General features: G+C 43.4%; 21 protein-coding genes. 16 read left to right on the forward strand and 5 right to left on the reverse strand.

Annotated elements, in window-relative coordinates; all coding sequences use genetic code 11:
• Positions 1-26: 26 nt before the first annotated feature.
• The 6 genes from ACZ5Q7_RS07590 to ACZ5Q7_RS07615 all read left to right on the forward strand — a co-directional run bounded on the left by ACZ5Q7_RS07590 (position 27) and on the right by ACZ5Q7_RS07615 (position 6,426).
• A complete protein-coding gene (locus ACZ5Q7_RS07590) occupies positions 27-677 on the forward strand; it encodes a YczE/YyaS/YitT family protein (RefSeq protein WP_343752368.1) in 651 nt (216 codons plus the stop codon).
• 82 nt (positions 678-759) lie between these two features.
• Positions 760-2,160 carry a tetratricopeptide repeat protein gene (locus ACZ5Q7_RS07595; protein ID WP_343752367.1) on the forward strand — a complete coding sequence of 467 codons (1,401 nt, stop codon included), beginning with the start codon at positions 760-762 and terminating at the stop codon, positions 2,158-2,160.
• 183 nt (positions 2,161-2,343) lie between these two features.
• Positions 2,344-3,492, forward strand: a complete 1,149-nt coding sequence (locus ACZ5Q7_RS07600) for an NAD-dependent epimerase/dehydratase family protein (protein ID WP_343752366.1) — start codon at positions 2,344-2,346, stop codon at positions 3,490-3,492.
• Positions 3,493-3,560: 68 nt separating this feature from the next.
• Positions 3,561-4,715, forward strand: coding sequence for a glycosyltransferase family 4 protein (locus ACZ5Q7_RS07605; RefSeq protein WP_343752365.1), 1,155 nt, complete (start codon positions 3,561-3,563; stop codon positions 4,713-4,715).
• A 185-nt stretch (positions 4,716-4,900) separates the two neighbouring features.
• Positions 4,901-5,362 carry a GtrA family protein gene (locus ACZ5Q7_RS07610; RefSeq protein WP_343752364.1) on the forward strand — a complete coding sequence of 154 codons (462 nt, stop codon included), beginning with the start codon at positions 4,901-4,903 and terminating at the stop codon, positions 5,360-5,362.
• A gap of 110 nt (positions 5,363-5,472) precedes the next feature.
• On the forward strand, positions 5,473-6,426 hold the full coding sequence (locus ACZ5Q7_RS07615) for a cation diffusion facilitator family transporter (RefSeq protein WP_343752363.1): 954 nt from the start codon (positions 5,473-5,475) through the stop codon (positions 6,424-6,426).
• A 67-nt stretch (positions 6,427-6,493) separates the two neighbouring features.
• On the opposite strand, the gene ACZ5Q7_RS07620 is transcribed toward ACZ5Q7_RS07615, so the two are convergent.
• Positions 6,494-6,658 carry a hypothetical protein gene (locus ACZ5Q7_RS07620; protein ID WP_343752362.1) on the reverse strand — a complete coding sequence of 55 codons (165 nt, stop codon included), beginning with the start codon at positions 6,656-6,658 and terminating at the stop codon, positions 6,494-6,496.
• Positions 6,659-6,690: 32 nt separating this feature from the next.
• Entirely contained in the window at positions 6,691-7,806 is a 1,116-nt protein-coding gene (locus ACZ5Q7_RS07625) for an NAD(P)/FAD-dependent oxidoreductase (protein ID WP_343752361.1), read from the reverse strand.
• Between the two features lie 107 nt (positions 7,807-7,913).
• Between ACZ5Q7_RS07625 and ACZ5Q7_RS07630 the strand changes: the two genes are divergently transcribed.
• Together ACZ5Q7_RS07630 and ACZ5Q7_RS07635 are read left to right on the forward strand one after the other, a co-directional pair.
• Positions 7,914-8,414 carry a hypothetical protein gene (locus tag ACZ5Q7_RS07630; protein ID WP_343752360.1) on the forward strand — a complete coding sequence of 167 codons (501 nt, stop codon included), beginning with the start codon at positions 7,914-7,916 and terminating at the stop codon, positions 8,412-8,414.
• A 302-nt stretch (positions 8,415-8,716) separates the two neighbouring features.
• On the forward strand, positions 8,717-9,661 hold the full coding sequence (locus ACZ5Q7_RS07635; RefSeq protein WP_343752359.1) for a manganese-dependent inorganic pyrophosphatase: 945 nt from the start codon (positions 8,717-8,719) through the stop codon (positions 9,659-9,661).
• 85 nt (positions 9,662-9,746) lie between these two features.
• Here ACZ5Q7_RS07635 and menC read toward each other — a convergent pair whose 3' ends face one another.
• Complete coding sequence (gene menC, locus ACZ5Q7_RS07640; protein WP_343752405.1) at positions 9,747-10,856, reverse strand: o-succinylbenzoate synthase; 1,110 nt, start codon at positions 10,854-10,856, stop codon at positions 9,747-9,749.
• A gap of 321 nt (positions 10,857-11,177) precedes the next feature.
• Here menC and ACZ5Q7_RS07645 point away from each other — a divergent pair, with 321 nt between their 5' ends.
• The 8 genes from ACZ5Q7_RS07645 to ACZ5Q7_RS07680 all read left to right on the forward strand — a co-directional run bounded on the left by ACZ5Q7_RS07645 (position 11,178) and on the right by ACZ5Q7_RS07680 (position 17,530).
• Entirely contained in the window at positions 11,178-11,963 is a 786-nt protein-coding gene (locus tag ACZ5Q7_RS07645) for a TatD family hydrolase (protein ID WP_343752358.1), read from the forward strand.
• A 12-nt stretch (positions 11,964-11,975) separates the two neighbouring features.
• Positions 11,976-12,530 (forward strand): SLOG family protein, encoded by a 555-nt coding sequence (locus tag ACZ5Q7_RS07650; RefSeq protein WP_343752357.1) that lies wholly within the window; start codon positions 11,976-11,978, stop codon positions 12,528-12,530.
• Positions 12,531-12,833: 303 nt separating this feature from the next.
• Positions 12,834-13,469 (forward strand): YczE/YyaS/YitT family protein, encoded by a 636-nt coding sequence (locus ACZ5Q7_RS07655; RefSeq protein WP_343752356.1) that lies wholly within the window; start codon positions 12,834-12,836, stop codon positions 13,467-13,469.
• Between the two features lie 71 nt (positions 13,470-13,540).
• Entirely contained in the window at positions 13,541-13,693 is a 153-nt protein-coding gene (locus tag ACZ5Q7_RS07660; RefSeq protein WP_343752355.1) for a small acid-soluble spore protein P, read from the forward strand.
• Between the two features lie 159 nt (positions 13,694-13,852).
• On the forward strand, positions 13,853-14,635 hold the full coding sequence (locus ACZ5Q7_RS07665; RefSeq protein WP_343752354.1) for an ABC transporter ATP-binding protein: 783 nt from the start codon (positions 13,853-13,855) through the stop codon (positions 14,633-14,635).
• A 35-nt stretch (positions 14,636-14,670) separates the two neighbouring features.
• Positions 14,671-16,386 carry a putative ABC transporter permease subunit gene (locus ACZ5Q7_RS07670; protein WP_343752353.1) on the forward strand — a complete coding sequence of 572 codons (1,716 nt, stop codon included), beginning with the start codon at positions 14,671-14,673 and terminating at the stop codon, positions 16,384-16,386.
• Positions 16,387-16,447: 61 nt separating this feature from the next.
• Entirely contained in the window at positions 16,448-16,639 is a 192-nt protein-coding gene (locus tag ACZ5Q7_RS07675) for a hypothetical protein (protein WP_343752352.1), read from the forward strand.
• A gap of 90 nt (positions 16,640-16,729) precedes the next feature.
• Entirely contained in the window at positions 16,730-17,530 is an 801-nt protein-coding gene (locus ACZ5Q7_RS07680; RefSeq protein ID WP_343752350.1) for an HAD family hydrolase, read from the forward strand.
• Positions 17,531-17,604: 74 nt separating this feature from the next.
• Here the strand turns inward: ACZ5Q7_RS07680 and ACZ5Q7_RS07685 are convergent, their stop codons facing one another.
• On the reverse strand, positions 17,605-18,024 hold the full coding sequence (locus tag ACZ5Q7_RS07685) for a universal stress protein (RefSeq protein ID WP_343752349.1): 420 nt from the start codon (positions 18,022-18,024) through the stop codon (positions 17,605-17,607).
• Positions 18,025-18,042: 18 nt separating this feature from the next.
• A complete protein-coding gene (locus ACZ5Q7_RS07690; RefSeq protein WP_343752347.1) occupies positions 18,043-19,080 on the reverse strand; it encodes a YeiH family protein in 1,038 nt (345 codons plus the stop codon).
• Positions 19,081-19,180: the final 100 nt, after the last annotated feature.

The following is a 19,180-nucleotide window of genomic DNA, read 5'->3' on the forward strand; positions in this document are numbered from 1 at the left end:
GTTTTAATGGAAAGAAGGATGATGGCATGGTCCACGTATTTCGCTGGTGTATTTATTTGCTTGGAGTGTTGTTTTTTAGCCTTGGCATTACAATCGCCGTGAATATGCAGTATTTAGGTATTCACCCGTGGGATGTGCTAAATGTTGCTCTGTTTGACTTGGTGGGATTGTCGATTGGATCATGGCAAATAATAGTCTCATTTGCCCTGATCGGTATTTCATGGGTACTTGACAAGTCATACATTAGAATTGGAACGTTTTTAAATGCTGTGTTAATTGGGGTGTTTGTCGATATATACATGTGGCTTGATTTTTTACCAACAGCGACAAACACATGGACAGATATTGTTGTCATTATTGTTGGTATTGTCATTATGGGATTAGGTGGCGGCATCTATAATTCAGCGGGAATCGGATCAGGACCGCGTGATGGGTTTATGCTTTCCATTTCTGATAAAACAGGAGCTTCCATTGGGAAGGTGCGCATTATTACGGAAAGTGGTGTGTTGGTTGTCGGGTTGCTATTGGGCGGTCCGGTTTTTATTTTCACGTTTGTTTTTACATTTATTCAAAGTCCGTTGTTCCAGTTCAGTTATCATCAGATGAGCCGTGTTGTGGACACCTTCTTGCTGTCTCGTATGAATAAGCAATACTCCAGGTTCAACAGCATGGGATGAAGTGTTCCCATGGCTCGCTCGTGTATCGCGAACCCCAAATGTGATATAGTGATAGTGAATGAAAAAGCAAGGGGGCTCATGTATGACTGAAGACCAATTTCTTATATATAATAGTCAGCAAAAGCCAATACGCGTAAAGCCTGAAAGAATGGTGTTCTATCGACAAGCGGAAATAATCGAAGCTGTTAATGAAAGCCAAGAGATGTATTATTTGTTCTTCTATAACTATCATTTTCTAACTGCAGCCAAGGCAAAAAAGCTGAAACGCGGTTCATTTATTGCATCGGCCTTTAAACATGGTATGGTGTTCCATGCGCCGCATCCATTTATTAATCTTTTGTTCTCATTTAATCATTCACCAATCATCAGACATTTTGATACGTTAATGAGCACGTTGAAGAAACGCTACACCCTTCCAGAAAATGCGTTTATCCTCACATTTTTTGAATCATTTGTCTCCAAGAAAAGACTTTTTCAAGAAATAAAGGCAATGTTTTATGTTTACCGTCGCAGCGGACAAACGTTTCAAGGTTATCGTATTATCCGCATCCTCATGGAATTTGCACCCGAACACCGTTTTGTCAGGGAAATGTCCGATGACAAAAGTTTCACCCCTTATCCGGATCGTTATAATAGTTATGATAACGAAATAATTCAAGCAGACAGCATCTTTGCGGAAAGAACATACTATGCCCACAGACATGACACTTCCTATTATCAACCGCTCATCACCTACTTGGAATCGTATTCTCGATGGATGGATCTGCTGGCGCTATACAGCGAGCAATTAGCCATAAACCCTTCGACTGCTCTCTATCAATCGTTTATTAGTCTAGCTGAACACCACTTGGATACCTGTCAGATCATACAAATTCTTGAAGGATTATATTATTATATATTGGATTTTCCTCCCCTTACATCGGATTTATTAAAACGTTATGCGGATTCACAGCGTGTGGAAAAAACATTAATACTGTTGAACAGACTTGATATGGTCCCACAAGATGCACCAATTGACGCGATTAGGAAGATGCTGTCACATTTGGATTTAACGTCCCATTCATTGCGGGTGGAATTGCTTCATACACTTATTCAAACTGTCGCTCGTTTCTGTGCTGAAGAAGAAGCAAGAAACATATTTCATCATATTTTATCCGTCTTGCTGGTCACCCACGAACCTGAATTTATCAAATCTCTTCTGAAACCGTTTATGGATAATCGGAGTGTCCACCCATTTTATGTCAAAATGGATCGAATGGAGACATTCTCTGATGATGTTGAGCAAATGCAGCCACTTGGAGAACTGTATGAAGAATTTGATCAACTTCCCAAAGCAATGGAATGTTTCAGCTGGGAGATGGAGCTGAATCCATATAACCCGACACCTGTTAAAAATGTATCCAATATCTATAAGAAATGGGGGTATGAAAAGGAAGCAAAAGCCTATCGGGAACTTTTAAAAACCATGCAGAAACAATCCTGACCCATGTCTTCGTTAAGAATGAAAATTTGGCTGTTTGACACCGGAATGGTTGTAAAATAGCACGTAACATGATAATTTTTGTAAGAGGAATATGCTCGCTGCAAATGCGTGTATCGACGTACTTGGTTTATTATGGTAGATGGTTGGCATAATAAGCTGAAAAACAAAATGGGAGGTAGAGACGTGAATATAATAGTAGCAGGGGGAGACGGCTTTTGTGGATGGCCGACTGCTTTGTATTTATCAAAGCAAGGTCATGATGTTTCCATTATTGATAATATGATAAGAAGAGAGATGGACAATGAACTACATTCCAATTCGCTCACACCCATCGCATCACTTAAAGAGCGTGTAGCAAAATGGAAGGAATTAACGGGTAAAGAAATTCGGACATATGAAGGCGATTTGAACCATTATGACTTTTTGCGTCAGGTTCTTATGACGGAGGAACCCGATGCGTTTGTGCATTTTGCTGAACAACGCTCGGCTCCTTATTCCATGATCGACCGAGAACATGCTGTATTTACGCAAACCAATAATGTTGCAGGAAATTTGAATGTTCTTTATGGTATAAAGGAAATCGTACCGGATTGCCACTTAATCAAGCTTGGCACAATGGGTGAATACGGAACTCCGAATATTCCTATTGAAGAAGGGTATATTGAGATTGAGCACAAAGGAAGAAAAGATGTTCTTCCATATCCGAAACAACCGGGATCGTTTTATCACCTTTCCAAAGTGCATGACAGTCACAACATTACCTTTGCCTGCAAAATCTGGGGCATACGGGCAACTGATTTGAATCAAGGTGTTGTTTACGGTCTTGACACGGATGAAACAAAAATGGACCCGATTCTTGCCAATCGATTGGATTATGATGGTGTGTTCGGCACGGCTTTGAATCGTTTTATTATCCAATCCGCCACTGGACACGATGTAACCGTTTATGGCAAAGGTGGTCAGACTCGCGGCTTTTTAAACATTAAAGACACAGTTCGCTGTATTGAAATTGCTGCGGAAAACCCTGCCGATAAAGGGGAATTCCAAGTGTTCAACCAGTTTACGGAGGAATTTTCTGTTGGCGAGCTCGCTGACAAGGTGAAAAAGGTTGCACAGGAAGAAGGTCTTACCCCCAATGTGGCTTATCTTGACAATCCGAGGGTTGAACAGGAGGAACATTTTTTTGAGGCGGTTAACACGAAGCTTAGAGACCTCGGTCTTGAACCGCATTTGTTGGACGATGGTGTGATCAGAGAGATCCTGCATACCGTCATGCAGCATAATGACCGTGTCATCCAGGAAAATGTCATGCCACAAGTATCGTGGAAGTAACAATCAGGTTTTTAAAAGACTTGCTTGCGGCAAGTTGTTGCTATATGGATGAAGAGGAAGTGTCGTAATTGAAAATTGCCATTATAACAGAGACATTCGTACCTTCCACTGATGGGGTGGTCACCCGTTTAAAAGCGTGTATTCGCTATTTTAAGAAGCAAGGTCATGACGTTCGGGTTATCGCTCCGGATCTTGGTGTTCATGAATTCGAAGGAGTGGAAATAAAGGGTGTTCCAGCCAGAACACTACTGCTCTATCGCTCGAAAAAATTTGCGCTGCCCACCAGGAAAGTGAAAAAGCTGCTTGAGGAATATGATCCGGATGTCGTCCATGTGGTCAATCCGGCTTTGGTTGGCATGTCCGGCGTGCGTTATGCCGAAAAACTCGGTTATCCTTTGCTTGCTTCCTTCCATACGCAGGTTCCCAAATATGCGGATTATTATAATGTTCCAATGTTTAAAGGCTTCCTGTGGTGGTATTTTCGCAAGTTGCACAACAAAGCGGATCTGAACTTATGCACGTCTGAGGCTGTAAAGGAAGAGTTACTGGAGCAGAATTTTCACAATGTGCATGTATGGAAACGTGGTGTGGATACAGAATTGTTTGATCCGGATAAGTATGACAAAGACATGCGGGACAAACTTTCGAATGGACAACCGGATAAAAAACTGCTTCTGTTCGTCGGGCGTCTTGCTCCGGAGAAAGAAATTGAAAAAATCAAATCCGTATTGGACACGTCCGATGAGTTTGCACTGGCTATCGCCGGCGACGGTCCGCATCGTCAATCGCTTGAGAAACATTTTGCCGGGACAAATACGGTGTTTACCGGATTTTTGCATGGCGAGGAGTTGGCTAAAGCGTATGCATCCTCTGATGTGTTTGTTTTTCCATCAACTTCCGAAACACTCGGACTTGTTATTACTGAAGCGATGGCATCGGGACTTCCACTTGTCGCTGCCAAAAGCGGCCCGACGTGTGAACAGATTGAGGACAACCGGACTGGATTGCTTTATGACAAGGATAAACGGAATGATTTCACCAATACTGTTTTGCGCTTTGGCGATGAAACATTACGTAAACGGATGGCGAAAAATGCCCGTCGTGACATCGCGGAAATGAGCTGGGAGGCACAGTCAAAGCAAGTACTTGATTATTATAAGGCTATCGCGGGAATAGAAGGCATGACTTTGAGGCAGGATAGTGCCAATCATTCCAGCCTGTAAACTGAAAATGAAAGAAGAGAGCTAATAATGAATAATCTGCTTGCAATTAAAGGACGGTTCATTAACAACCTTTAAAAGGTCAGCGTTCCGGCTGTTCTTGTTTCACCTGGGATCAGCGTGTACACGTGACTGATTTAACTCGCCGGAACAACCTGACAAGACAGGCATATGAAAAGGATTATATCATGGCACAGAATAAACAAAAACGAGGTCCCATGCAATTTTTGCAGTTTGGTGTTATCGGTTTTGCCAACGCAGCTATTGATATTGGGACACTGAATCTGTTACTGCTTTTATTTCATACGGACGCTAAAGGGTTGCTTTTATTGTATAACACCATCGCTTATACGTTAGCTGTGGCAAACAGTTATTACTGGAATGTCATTATAACGTTTAAGCGTTCGGCTGAAGGAAGCAATCGTCAACGAATATTGTTTATCGTTCAAGGGTTGGTCAGTCTCGGTGTGAATAATTTGATTTTTCTTGGTGTTAACGAATTATTGCAGTTAATTGGCATTAATAATTGGCTTCAATATAATGTTGCCAAAGGGATGGCCATGTTCCTTTCATTTTTGGCAAGTTTCTTCATGGTGAAGTACGTTGTGTTTCGGGATTACGGGAAGCGCTATATCGATGAAAAGAACTGAGCTATTTTGGCTTGGTTTTTTTTGTTGTTTATGCAACGATGACACGTATAGAATCCTGTTATAAACGAATCCTACGTGGTAAGAATATCATCGTCTCAGGAGGAACAGTTATGGGATGGTTAGAACGTGTCAAAAAAGGGAACACATCTTCAGGTGTCGCTGCTATTGGCAATACATTTCTGGCTGCTATTAAAGGAGTGGCGGCTTTTTTCAGCGGGAGTGGGTCCATGTTTGCAACGACGATGCATTCATTGGCCGATGCCGTTAATCAGGGATTTGTGTTTTTTGGAAGTGTTTTGGCGGAGACACCGCCGTCCGAGCGGTTTCCGACAGGCTTCGGGCGGGTCATTAACATATTTTGTATGATTGCCGTTGTGGTTGTGACCATTATGGCGTATGAAACATTCAAAGAAGGCTGGCACCTGTTTTGGAATCCATCCAGTTCAGGAAATATTTGGTTGAACATTGGGGTGTTGGTTACGTCACTCGTCGTTGATGGTTATGTTCTGATAAAAGCAATGAAAGAAATCACAAAAGAAACTGATCAAAATCATGACGGATTTTTATTAACACGGGCTTTTAAAAGTGCGCAAAAGTCGGCACCCGCAACACGTCTTGTGTTTTATGAGGATCTTGTTGCTACATCCGGTGCGGTATTTGCTCTGTTTGGTGTGCTTTTGGCACAAGTATTTGGCATTCTTCGGGCGGACGGTATTTTTACCATGTTGATTGGTATCCTCATGTCTTTTGTCGCTTTCCGTGTCGGTTATGACAATATGGTCGGGCTAATTGGCGTTTCAGCGCCAGACGAAATTAGGAAGAAAATTACTGATATGCTGCTGGAAGACGAAAAAGTCGTCGATATTGATGAGATACGCGTCGTTCAGGAGGGCCGAAGCTATCATGTAGAAGGTACGATTGAACTGGAGAAAGGGCTGTCATTGGCCACAGCGGATGATATAAAAGCGCGGTTAAGTGATAAACTCTTGCGTTCGTCCGAGGTGGATGATGTCGTGCTCGGAATTATAGAAGATGATGATAAGCAGGAAAAGAAACAGCAATAATCGTTATAACGACCGGCCCGGGGACCTAGACAAAAGGGAATCAGCGACGTACTGATTCCCTTGTTTTTTAAATGGTATCCGTAATAATGGTTTCTGCTTCAGACTGAATATGCCGGGATGCATCCTTATCCACGTCAAAGTTGATCATCACATTTTTCAAAAAGAACCAGCCGAAAATCAGTACAGCCAATGTAAAGACAATAACAAGGATAGCCGCTTTTTTGCCGCTCACAACGATCCCCCCATTATTCTGATTTTGTTTGTTTAATCAGCGATGGCACCAGCTACGTCATAATCAGTCAGCTGGATTTCCGTCTCTTCACCAAGGGCAAGCTTTGCTAATTGTTGTCCGATGAATGGACCGGTTGTCATTCCGGATGACCCCAAGCCATTAGCAGTCAGCAGGCCATCTACACCAGGGACTGGACCGATAACCGGCAAAAATCCTGGAGTATACGGGCGGAATCCGGCACGCGCTTCCAAATATGTGCTGTCGGTCAAGCCAGGTGCAACCTGCAATGCTTTTGTTAGAATTTCATGCATTCCACCGGCCGTAATACGATTGTCAAATCCGGCTTCATGTTCATGTGTTGCACCAATCAGGGTCCGGTCATTCCACGTCAGCATGAATTGATCATTGGGTGGCATGACGACGGGCCAACTGGATGTATCTCTGTCAGGTGTCTGCAAATGTAAAATTTGCGCTTTGGACGGCGTCACATTAAACTTGATATGGAATGGTTTCAAAAGTTCACTCATCCATGCACCGCATGCAGCGATGACTTGATCGGCTTCAAATGTTTCGCCATGAACGATGGCACCGGTTACGACGGATTTGCTGTGCAACAAAAGAGCGTGGCCATATATTATTTTTGCACCATGTTTTTGTGCACCGCGCAGAAGAGCGTTCCGAATGGCTCGCCCATTCACCCGTGCTCCGCCACTGACATAGACCGCTCCATAGTCATGATGCAGGTGGGGGAACATGGTTTTCGTTTCCTGAGGTGTCAAAAGGTTGATTTCCCCGATTTCAGGTGCATTTTCCCGGCGTTTCAGCGCCCGTTCTTTCATAGCAGCCAATTTTTCCTGACTGGTATGGATACTGATGGCACCGGTTTGCGCATAGCCTGTTTGAGTTTCACCATCCGCAGCCAGTTCTTCAATAAGGGATTGATAGATCCGTGCTCCGCCTTTAGCAAGTTGATACCAAGCTTTGTTTCGACGTTGGGACAACCAAGGGCAGATAATACCTGCCGCAGCATCAGTCGCTTGGCCAGTATGGAACTGATCGATAATGGTCACATCGGCTCCGGCTTTAGCTAATTGGTACGCTGTGGATGTACCGAGGATGCCTCCTCCGATAACGATATATTTTTTCATGAAAAAATCCTTTCTGTGCTCTTCCTCAACTATATAAAAAAAAGATTTGAAAATAAAGGGATACTTCGTTATATCATCGAATCACCAATGAAAAGGAGACGATAAGTATGTATAACAATCAAATAGCAAAAATATTGTTTGTGATTGGGTTAGCGTTAATGGGGGCCGGAGTGATCAGCGGACTGCTTCTTATCAATATGCCCGGCACAAATTGGTCGACCTTTTTTAGCTCTGCCTTGGGCGGTTTCGTGTCTGGGATGCTATTTATCGGTTTTGCTGAAAATATCCGCTTGCTTCAAAGCATTCATGATCGACTAACCCCGGAAACAGAAACCCGGGAATCGGAAACTCTAGAGAAGCAAAACATAAATGATCGTGTTGTTCAATGGACACTGGAGGATAGTGAGAAGGAAAAAATATCCGACTATTACCGGGATGAAGTCGTTGACATTATCCCATCCCCGAAAACTCACTATTGTTTGGTTCAATTAAGAAATGAACAGGAATACTATGTAAAAGTTGTTTATATTGGAGGCTTTGGAGTGCAGGAAACAGAAAATGCCGCAATCAGGCACGACGTTATTGCGTGGTACAATGCAAACGACTGATAGTTTATCGGCATTTAGAGCACGGGAAATGGTCAGCAAGGAATACAACAATACTGACGCATTTATTTATACAAAGGTTAGTTGACACAACGGCTGGTGAAAAAGGTAACAGGTCATGTCCACGATCTTTATCGCATGTTTCATGATTGGGATATTGCCTTAAATAACTACGGCGCATATGATAAAATATGGAATATGACAGAAACACTAAAAACGACAAATTAGTGTTCAAAAGACCTGTTTATATGATAATCTAAGGTATGGATGGCAGAAGAAACCACGTACAAAAAGGAGTAATGGATATGGCCAAAACATTAATCTTTGGACACAAAAGTCCTGATACAGATACCATTTGTTCAGCGCTTGTTTATGCAGATCTGAAAAAAGAGCTTGGTACGGATGCGGAACCAATGAGACTCGGACCTGTTAATAAGGAAACACAGTATGCGCTTGACCACTTTGGTGTGGAAGCACCGGCGTATATGGAAAAAGTGGATAAAGATGTAGACGATGTTATTCTGGTGGACCACAATGAATTTCAGCAGAGTGTCGATAATATAAACGATGTCCGTATATCCGAAGTAATTGACCACCATCGTATCTCCAATTTTGAAACGAAGGAGCCGTTGTATTTCCGTGTTGAACCGGTCGGCTGCACGGCTACCATTTTGAATAAGATGCACAAGGAGAATGGTGTGGTTGTTTCTAGGAAAAATGCCGGGCTTTTGCTATCGGCCATTATGTCGGATTCCCTGCTGCTCCAATCACCAACCTGTACTCAAGTTGACGTTGACGCGGCTCATGAACTGGCCGATATTGCCGGTGTGGACCTCGAGACGTATGGCTTGGAAATGCTGAAAGCAGGTGCTGATGTCAGTGACAAATCCGCCCATGACCTTATTACCTCAGATGCGAAAGAATTCGCTATGGGTGATGCACAAGTCCAAATCGCACAAGTTAACACCATTGAACCGGGAGAGATTTACAAAGATCAGACGGCAATTGAAGAGGAAATGAAGCAGGTTATCAATGATAAAAATCTTGATCTGTTCCTGTTTGTTGCCACTGGTATTCTAAGTAATGACTCCGATGTACTAGCCTTGGGCAGCGCAAAAAGCAATGTTGAAAATGCATTTGATGTTACACTTGATGCAGATAACCGTGCCATTCTCAAAGGTGTCGTCTCCCGTAAAAAACAAATCGTAACGAAACTTACGGAAACATTCACAAGTTCTCGTTCGGCGTAACCATGATATGTAGAATCCAAAATGGTATATAAAATAGCTGAAAGCCCTGCACGCTTTATGTGTCAGGGCTTTTTGCCATGCATGATTATAAATAGAAAGTCTCCACGCTGACGGAGAACGATTCAAGTGCGTCATCGTCAATGAAATACCCAATACCGGGTTTGTCCGGTACAGTGATCATACCGTTGGAAACGGTTACTTCAGGTGTAATGATGTCTTGGTTCCAATAGAGAGAGGAGCCTGCTGTGTCACCCGGCAAAACAAATTGCGGCAATGTTGTTAAGGCAATGTTATGCGCTCGGCCGACTCCGGCTTCAAGCATGCCGCCACACCAAACTTGGATGCCCTGTTCTCTGCAATAGTTATGTATTCGTTTCGCTTCTGTTAAGCCGCCGACTCGGCCAATTTTTATGTTAATAATTTCACAGCTCTCCAGTTCAACCGCCTTTCTAGTGTCCGCCAAGGAATGAATGCTTTCATCCAGGCAGATCGGTGTCGTTAAGGAAGCCTGCAATTGCGCATGATCAACAATGTCGTCGTGGGCAAGCGGTTGTTCAATCATCATCAGATTAAGTTCATCGAGCTTTTTTAAATGGTCTATATCTTCCAAAGTATAAGCTGAGTTGGCATCGGCCATGATCGGAATGTCAGGAAAATGCTTGCGTACGTCCTTAAGTACCTCATAATCCCAGCCAGGTTTGATTTTTATTTTGATTCGTTTATACCCTTCACGGATATGATGGTCGATGGTCTGGAGTAAATCGTTCTTATTCGGTTTGATTCCGATGCTAACGCCAACCTCAATGTTCTGTTTGGTACCGCCGAGGGCTTCGGCAAGCGGTATGTCTTTCTGTTTGGCATAAAGATCCCAAACAGCGCCTTCGAGGGCTGATTTAGCCATAGGATGGCCCTTGATCGGTTTGAACACGTCTGTTACGTCATCAGGATGGTTGATGGTGTTTTCCCGAAGCAAATCGATAAGAAAATCCTTGATCACGTGATGGTTCGTTTCCACCGTTTCTTCGCTGTACCATGGGCTTGTAAATGCAACCGATTCGCCAAATCCGCGTCCTCCGTTGTCATCAAGTACTTCTGTAATGAAAAATTCCTTTTCTTGAAGGGATCCGAAGCTGGTGGTAAACGGATGATTCAGCATCATACGCAACCGTCTCAGTCTTACTTGGTTCATTGGCATAGCCATGTTATCTCTCCTTATTAGCAGTTCCTTGGATTTTGTGAAATCTATTTGCGTAAGCTGTTTAATCGTAAAAGGCGTTGTCATGGTTGATATGGCTTCCTTTTATCGGTTTTGAGCCTCATATTAAGGTGGGAATACGACTATGATATCTGAAAATTTGTTATTGATCCAACTATTTAATGTCTGTAATGCTATCAGAGTCAATAAGGCCTTTAAAGATTGTCGGAGTGAACAGTTGGCATGCATCGTGTAGAAACTGATAGTATTAGAAGTGTCGATGATGTTGTCGCATAAAACATTTTCAAGGGAATGATAACAATGTCTGATCGGATCATTGATGCACATATACATTTGGATAGGTATGCACCGGACGATCGTTCGCTAATTCTTAATAATATGAACGATAACGGCGTAGATGCTCTTGTTTCTGTTTCCGGTGATCTGGACTCCGCACAAAAAAATTTACAGATGTCTCGTGATGACAGTCGGGTTAAACCGGCTATCGGTTTTCACCCGGAACAAGAGCTTCCAACGGATGAAGATGTTGCTGATCTTCTGGCGCTTATGGATCGTCATCGGTATGACATGGTTGCTGTCGGGGAAATCGGACTGCCTTACTATTTGGAACAAGAAGGCAGGATAGCCTCTCGAGAAGCGTATATGGAAGTGTTGGAGGCTTTCATACAAAAAGCGGTTGAGCTGGATAAACCGATCGCTTTGCATGCGGTTTTCGATGATGCCCCGATGGTGTGTGATCTTTTGGAAACATATTCGACAAGCAAGGCCCATTTTCATTGGTTTAAAGGCGATTGGCGAACGACGGAGCGTATGTACCGCAATGGTTATCTTGTTTCCGTTACACCGGATATTTTATATAAGACGAAGACCCGAAATCTGGCCGCGACGTACCCATTGGAAAAACTAATGGTGGAGACGGATGGGCCATGGCCGTTTGAAGGCACTTTTAAAGGGAAAATGACGCACCCAGCGATGATCCACCAATCTGTTCAGGAAGTAGCAGCCCTTAAACAAATGTCGGTCGGGGAAGTTTATGATGAGTTGTATAATAATACGTGTCACTTTTACGAGTTAAATACAGGGTGAGTGGGGGATCCTATGAAAGTACTGGCAGTGACTGGCTATAAACCGATGGAGTTGAATATATATAAACCGGATGATGATAGGATCAAATATATTAAGGCCGCTTTGGAAAGCCGTCTGGTTGGTTTTATTGAAGACGGCCTTGAATGGGTAATCATTTCCGGTAAAATGGGCGTCGAGCAGTGGGCTGGAGAGGTTGCGCTCAGCTTAAGGGAATCGTATGATCTTAAACTGGCGGTTATTCCGCCATTTGAACATCAGGATGAGCGGTGGCCAGAACATATTCAGCACGTTTATCAGGAGTTGATTTCGAGCGCTGATTTTTTCCGCCCGCTTTATAAAGGCCGATACAGCGGCCCATACCAATATCGAACCTGCAATCAATGGCTGATTGACAAAAGCGATGGTTGTTTGCTGTTATTGGACGATGAATTTCACGGGAGTAACCGCTATTTTTATCAGGAAACACAGTCGCATGCAGACGATTACCCGATTTATTTGATAACACCATCTGATTTGGAAGATGCGGTGGAGGACATTCGGATGACGAACCCGGATTATTGGGAATAAGTGGATGCTTTAAAAATAACGTTCAAATAATGGATTTGTTAACGTTGAGTGCTCAAATTGACGCTCGTGCAACGGATGCACCCTAACTCTAACTAGGATGCATTCGTTTTTAGTGATATTACCACAAATTCTTAATTATGTCGTTCTGAAAGAGGTTTGTATCAATAAAAACGTTTATATTTACATATATATCAAAATTTGATAAATTTAAATAATGGCAATTTATAAACAAAAGTGACTTATCGCCATTACCGAGGTGATAAGCCGTTTCTTGTATCATCGTTTGGAAAGGAAGTGGTCATCATGCGGCTTGTTCGCGCCGGTATCCATTTTTATCTGATCGGTATTTTTATTCTGACCCTGGGTATAGCATTGACGATTCAATCAACACTTGGTGCTGCGCCGTATGATGCACTTTTGGTCGGTTTGAACCGGACATTTGGCCTCACTGTCGGCACGTGGGAATATGTCGTCGGACTTACCATGATTCTGGGTAATGCACTCGCTGAGCGGAAGAAACCGGAATTTTTTGCGTTGATCACTTCTTTTGTGACTGGATTAGCGATTGATTCCTGGCTTTTTTTGCTTCGCGGTCTTGTTGAGCCGGTTACATGGGTTGGCGCATGGGCGATTTTGCTGTCGGGAATTGTACTGATGGCGTTAGGTGTCGCCATTTATCTGCAGTCGACGATAGCCCCTAATCCATTGGACCGCTCCATGATGGTCGTTTCGAGATTGACCGGCTGGAACGTTGCCTACGCAAGGGCATCCATTAGTACGGTCCTCGTCATATTTGCGTTTTTCCTTAGCGGCGCAATTGGCGTTGGAACGTTTATTAATGCTGCGTTATCAGGGGTCATGATTTCGTTTTTAATGTCTTATATACAAGTGCTGAAAAAAAGTGTTCTTTGCAAACGTGGAGAGGGATTGGCTTCCTAATACGGTTTCTTTGTATAGACTTTTCGTTTTCGTCAAAAGCTATACGTGAAACGGCAAAGGAGGAAAGATCTATGGGTGGAAAACCTAAAGGACCAAAACAGCAGAAGCAACCTGATTTGCCGCAAAGCCCAAAACAGCCATACGGCGAGCCACTCCAAGGATCCCACAAAGTTAAACAACAGAATCATTCGCGGCAAAAACAGAAATCGCATCATGATATGTAAAAAAGGCAGCGCTATGCTGTCTTTTTTTTTCGTCAGCCGGGAAGGGAAACGCCAAAGTCAGGTTTTTTTACGATGATTCCACCCAGTAAAATTCGGGGCATATTTTGTCATAAAACTCTGTTACAATGGGTTAAGCATGTATGCAAGAGGGGGATCGTGATGGTAGAAGCGGCAATCAAACTGACGAATCTAACGAAATCATACCGCAAACAGGAAGCAGTGAAAAATTTGGATCTCACTGTACATAAAGGTGAATTATTTGGGTTTCTCGGTCCGAATGGCGCCGGAAAAACGACAACCATCAAAATGCTGACAGGGCTGCTGGAACCAACGAACGGATCAGCTGAAATCAAGGGTGTTGACATTTGGAAGCACCCCATGGATGCTAAAAAGAAAATGGCTTATGTACCTGATCAACCGAATGTTTATCCAAAACTGACTGGATGGGATTATCTTGAATTTATTGCGTCTGTCTTTCAAATTCCGAAAAATCAATTTCAATCCAAGTCGAACGAACTGTTGCAGGTGTTCAATCTGACCGATCAGGCGAATGATCTGATTGAAAGCTATTCGCACGGGATGAAACAGAAAATCGCGATTTGCGGTGCTCTCATTTCCAACCCGGATGTGTTGTTTATGGATGAACCGACTGTTGGATTGGATCCGAAAAGTGCACGACGTTTGAAAAATTTGCTCCGTGAACTTTGTGATCATGGTATGACGGTTTTTCTGTCAACTCATATTCTGGAGATAGCCGAGCAAATGTGTGACCGGGTCGGGATTATTTTCGAAGGTGATATTATTGCGATGGGTACCATGGATGAACTGAGATCGGGCGATGATTCTGGTCAAAGCCTGGAAGATATTTTCCTCGAATTGACCGGCGGCGAGGAACAACAAGCGATCATCAGTGAAATCTCTGACAACGGTGATGCGACATGATGAAAGCTCTTTTGCGCAATCAGTGGAGAATATTAATGAATACAGCTAAGTCACAGCCTGGTAAAAATTATATCAGTTATCTGGTGATATTTGCCGTATTTGCTGTTCTGTTATATTGGCTGTCTTCAGGAATCTGGGCTATTGCTGACGCCATTACAGAACCGATTTTGGCCGGCATTTTATCCTATGGGTTTTTGCTAGCCATCGGGTTTATTATTTTGATGGGATTGCCGCAAGTGTTCAAACATCTATATTCCGCAACGGATTTAAATTTGCTGTTTACGATGCCGATTCCGACACGATACATTTTTTGGGTAAAATATATCCAAAGTTTCGCCGGTGTGCCATTATTGGTGTTTGTTCTCGGTATTGTCCCATTAGTCGTTTATGGTGTGTTCATCGACGCTAATTTGCTGTTTTACCCGGTCACATTACTTGTTCTGCTCTCTGTGATCATCATCGGCTTGTCGATTGCATATTTGTTTAATCTGTTGCTCGTGCAGGTGGTTCCAGCGAGTAAGGCGAATGAATTCATGACTGTGATGAGTATGTTATCAGGTTTGTTTGTTTACTTGTTATTCATACTTCCGGATGTGGTCAACGACCGACCTTTAACGGAAACGATTTTGGATGGGCTGCCGTTATTTCCGGAATGGATGCCGATCACGTGGGCGAGTGATGCGATTGTTCAAGCGAGTGCCGGATCTATTGATTTTCTTCTGCCGTTTATCATGATTGTTGTGTTGTCGATCGTCTTCTTTTTTCTGACATCAACGCTGGTGGAACGAGGTTTCCGCACCGGATGGGTGAAGTTAAGCGAAGGCAGTGGCAAGAAACGAAAGAAAGCAGCAACAAAATCCGGACCGAAGTTGCATCACCCTGTGATTGCAGTTGGCAAAAAAGAGTGGTATGCCGTTAAGCGAGATATACGTGAATGGCTCGTGTTTATGCCAATTATCGTATTTCTGGTGTTCGGTGTTCTTGGTGCCATGTCGGGCGGCGCACAGCTCAGTGACCTGAGAGGACCAAACGAGATAACCTGGCCGATTGCGCAGGCGGTGCTTCTGTTCCTTTATGCGATGTTCAACGGGCAAATCGCCAGTGCGACCATTGCCCGAGAGGCGACATCGTTGTGGATATTGCGCGTTCTTCCGTTATCTGGAAAAACGATTGCGTTCGGGAAACTGTGGATTAGTTGGCTGCTTCCCATCGGGCTATTGACGCTGATTGAAGTCGTTATCGGCGTTTTTCTTGGATGGACCCCATGGCAATTGATTATAGGCATTGCCATGAAAGCCGTGATTACGATTGGCATCAGCAGCATTGGTATGTGGTTCGGTGCCATCGGAGCAAAATATAATCCGTCCAATCCGCAAAACAGGCTGAAGTTTGGCATATCCATTTTATTGCTGGTTACGTCATACGTATATCTTTTCATTGCGTTGATTCCATACGTTATGCTGATAATACCGACTGAAGCAATGGATTTGGCACAGGAAGTCAGTCAAACGACTGGTGGCTTTTTTGGTATGCTCGCAAGCCTTGTTTATGCGATATTGTCCTGGAAAGCAGTGAGCCCGGTTTCCGTTGTCATTGCCGGTGTTGTGCTGATGCTCATCATTTCCCTTGGTACTGCTTATCTGTTTGCCATGATGAGTGCACGCAAAATAGATCGAGGCATTGAAATTGAAATGGTTCAGGATACCAAAACAAAACCATCGCTTGGCAAAAAATTTGGTAATTTGAATTGAAAAAGGAGGTATCCCTCTTTTTCCTGCATCATGGCCGGAATACTCAAGTAGCATGAAATACATGGAGGAATTGATTATCGGACTGCTTATTAATGTAGCATTTTTCGCATTATCTGCTTACATTGCCTACCTTGTCATAACCATAGCTGTTCGTCATGGGATTGACAGTTCTGAAGTTGGAAAGATGTTGAAGAAACAGAATGGATACCAAGAGGAAACATTTCACCCCAAAGATGACCTCGATAAGGACTAGGGAAACATAAAACGGTATACGCCGGTGTAAATAAGTGATACAATTTAATTTATCATTTTGAATTTTTTCATATATAAGGGGGATATTCGAATGCTTCAAGCAATTATGTTCGATTTGGATGATACATTGATTTGGGATAAAAAAAGCGTGGATGAAGCATTTAGAGTTGCTTCCGAGCAGGCTGCGCAACACTATTCCATTGACCCGGACGTGCTGACAAATAAGGTTAAGGAAACGGCCCGCAAGCTTTTTTCGTCTTATGATACATATAGCTTCACGGAAATGATCGGCATTAGTCCGTTTGAAGGGTTGTGGGGGGTGTTCGATGACGAAGGAGACTCGCTTCAAAAACTGAAGGAACTTGCCCCTGGATACCGAAAAGAGGCGTGGACGAAAGGGCTGACGGAACTAGGAGTGGATGATCCACAGCTGGGTTCTCAATTAGCTGATACGTTTAAGCGGGAACGCAGCACCAAGCAGTTTGTGTATGATGAAACGTTTAATGTGTTGGATCAGCTGAAAGGAAACTATCAACTTCTGCTGCTTACGAATGGTTCCCCGGATCTCCAATGGACTAAATTGCATGTAACGCCGGAGCTTCAATCTTATTTTGATCATATTGTTATTTCGGGAGCCTTTGGAAAAGGAAAACCGGATCCTTCGATATTCCATCACGCATGCCATCTTCTGGGCGTTGAAACAGATGAAGCCCTGATGATTGGGGATAATTTGTATTCCGATATTCTGGGTGCGTCTCGTGCAGGTGTGTCGTCGGTATGGATTAATCATCATAACACGGACAATAACGATGTATTCCCGACGTACGAAATAGACCGGCTGGGTGCACTCTCATCGATTATTGATGCGCATCATAAAAAGACCGGACGGTAACACAAACAAGCCTGATATTGACACACAAAAAGGTCAGCCACTGAATGATGTGCTGACCTTTTTGATCATTGCAATTAGCGAACCACAAGTACCGGAAGTTCCGAGCGATTCAGTACGGCATGCGCAACACTTCCAAGGAGTGCCCGGTCGAAAAACCCGCGTCCATGACTGCCGACAACGATTAAATCAGCATTCTTTTCATTGGCGACATCACAAATGGTTGTACTCGGATGGCCCACTTTGTGTACAAAATGGACACGATCTTTACACTCTGTATACATTTGATTTTCGACGGTGTTTCGTATCTCTTTTTTTATTTGGTCTTCGTGACGATCAACGACATCTGGAATATAATCATAAGCATAATTTTCTTTAGAGGTTACGTAAAGCACGTATAGCTCTGCTTCCGGCCAGGCCGTGAGATAGTCCTTAACCATTTCTCCAGCATTCTCTGATGATTCCGAGCCGTCAGTGGCGAACAGAATAGATTTCACAGGAAAATCCCCCTTTTTTTAAACAATAAAGTAGACAATAACGGACAATGCTACCGATGTAACAGTCATTGCTGCCAACGGACGTAAAGCACGTGTGCGCAGATCCTTCAAGCTGACGTTCAGACCAAGACCCACCATGGCAGCTGTTAATAGCCATGTTGTCAGTGTGAAGACACCTTCCATGACATTGTCCGATACAGGGATGGATTCCCCAAATACATAGCTTCCCAAAATACTTACAATGATAAATCCGACGAGAAACCATGGAAATTCAATGTTGGTATCTTCAGCTTCATTTGTTTTGTTTTTGCGCTTCATAAAGGCAATGAAAATAAAACAAAGTGGGACCAGCAAAAAGACACGGCCTAATTTTGCAAGCAGTGCGATGGCTAACCCTTCATCACCAGCAGGTGCTCCTGCCAAGGCAACATGGGCGACTTCATGCAGGCTGGATCCGGACCAGACGCCGTATTCAATGGCATCAAGCGGAAGCACAGGACGCAATATCGTATAAACAATTGCAAAAACCGTACCCATCAGGGCGATAATTCCAACGCCAATGGCTGTATCTTCATCTTTTGCTTTCACAATTGGAGCAACTGCGGCAATAGCTGCAGCTCCGCAGATCCCTGTACCGACTCCGAGTAATAGGGATATGTTCTTATCCGCTTTAAACACCCGTGCCAGCCAGATAGTTGCGAAAATAGCGAATACGATGACACCGGCGTCGCGCAGCAAAAGCCCGAGTCCATCACTCAACACCGTATCAATGCTGAGTTTCAGTCCGTATAAAATGATAGCCGCGCGCAGTAGACGTTTGGTTGAAAACGCAATGCCTTTTCGAATTGCCTCAGGATATCCGAAAATCTGCCGGTAAAATACAGCAATAATAATGGCGCAGGCCAGTTGTCCGACGCGGTCAAATCCAGGCACAAGAGCTAATAGATAGCCTAATAGTGCAATTAAAAACGTGAAGGCCACGCCGCCAATCCATGCTGCTTGTGGTGATAATTGTTTCGTTGATTGTGGGCTTATTTGTGTATTTGCTTCAGCCATTGAAACACCTCCTATATTTATCATAAAGGATGGTTATTTATAAGAAAAATAAATATTTATAATGATACCTATAAGTAAAGGGTTATGTAGGTATATAAAA

This window comes from Lentibacillus halophilus (assembly GCF_055395055.1).

Bases quoted from the DNA above. Each gene is read 5' to 3' on its own strand.
- ACZ5Q7_RS07590 (WP_343752368.1), top strand. From the start codon at position 27: ATGGTCCACGTATTTCGCTGGTGTATTTATTTGCTTGGAGTGTTGTTT.
- ACZ5Q7_RS07595 (WP_343752367.1), top strand. From the start codon at position 760: ATGACTGAAGACCAATTTCTTATATATAATAGTCAGCAAAAGCCAATA.
- ACZ5Q7_RS07610 (WP_343752364.1), top strand. From the start codon at position 4,901: ATGGCACAGAATAAACAAAAACGAGGTCCCATGCAATTTTTGCAGTTT.
- ACZ5Q7_RS07615 (WP_343752363.1), top strand. From the start codon at position 5,473: ATGGGATGGTTAGAACGTGTCAAAAAAGGGAACACATCTTCAGGTGTC.
- ACZ5Q7_RS07625 (WP_343752361.1), bottom strand. From the start codon at position 7,806: ATGAAAAAATATATCGTTATCGGAGGAGGCATCCTCGGTACATCCACA.
- ACZ5Q7_RS07630 (WP_343752360.1), top strand. From the start codon at position 7,914: ATGTATAACAATCAAATAGCAAAAATATTGTTTGTGATTGGGTTAGCG.
- ACZ5Q7_RS07635 (WP_343752359.1), top strand. From the start codon at position 8,717: ATGGCCAAAACATTAATCTTTGGACACAAAAGTCCTGATACAGATACC.
- menC (WP_343752405.1), bottom strand. From the start codon at position 10,856: ATGCCAATGAACCAAGTAAGACTGAGACGGTTGCGTATGATGCTGAAT.
- ACZ5Q7_RS07645 (WP_343752358.1), top strand. From the start codon at position 11,178: ATGTCTGATCGGATCATTGATGCACATATACATTTGGATAGGTATGCA.
- ACZ5Q7_RS07650 (WP_343752357.1), top strand. From the start codon at position 11,976: ATGAAAGTACTGGCAGTGACTGGCTATAAACCGATGGAGTTGAATATA.
- ACZ5Q7_RS07655 (WP_343752356.1), top strand. From the start codon at position 12,834: ATGCGGCTTGTTCGCGCCGGTATCCATTTTTATCTGATCGGTATTTTT.
- ACZ5Q7_RS07660 (WP_343752355.1), top strand. From the start codon at position 13,541: ATGGGTGGAAAACCTAAAGGACCAAAACAGCAGAAGCAACCTGATTTG.
- ACZ5Q7_RS07665 (WP_343752354.1), top strand. From the start codon at position 13,853: ATGGTAGAAGCGGCAATCAAACTGACGAATCTAACGAAATCATACCGC.
- ACZ5Q7_RS07670 (WP_343752353.1), top strand. From the start codon at position 14,671: ATGAATACAGCTAAGTCACAGCCTGGTAAAAATTATATCAGTTATCTG.
- ACZ5Q7_RS07675 (WP_343752352.1), top strand. From the start codon at position 16,448: ATGGAGGAATTGATTATCGGACTGCTTATTAATGTAGCATTTTTCGCA.
- ACZ5Q7_RS07680 (WP_343752350.1), top strand. From the start codon at position 16,730: ATGCTTCAAGCAATTATGTTCGATTTGGATGATACATTGATTTGGGAT.
- ACZ5Q7_RS07690 (WP_343752347.1), bottom strand. From the start codon at position 19,080: ATGGCTGAAGCAAATACACAAATAAGCCCACAATCAACGAAACAATTA.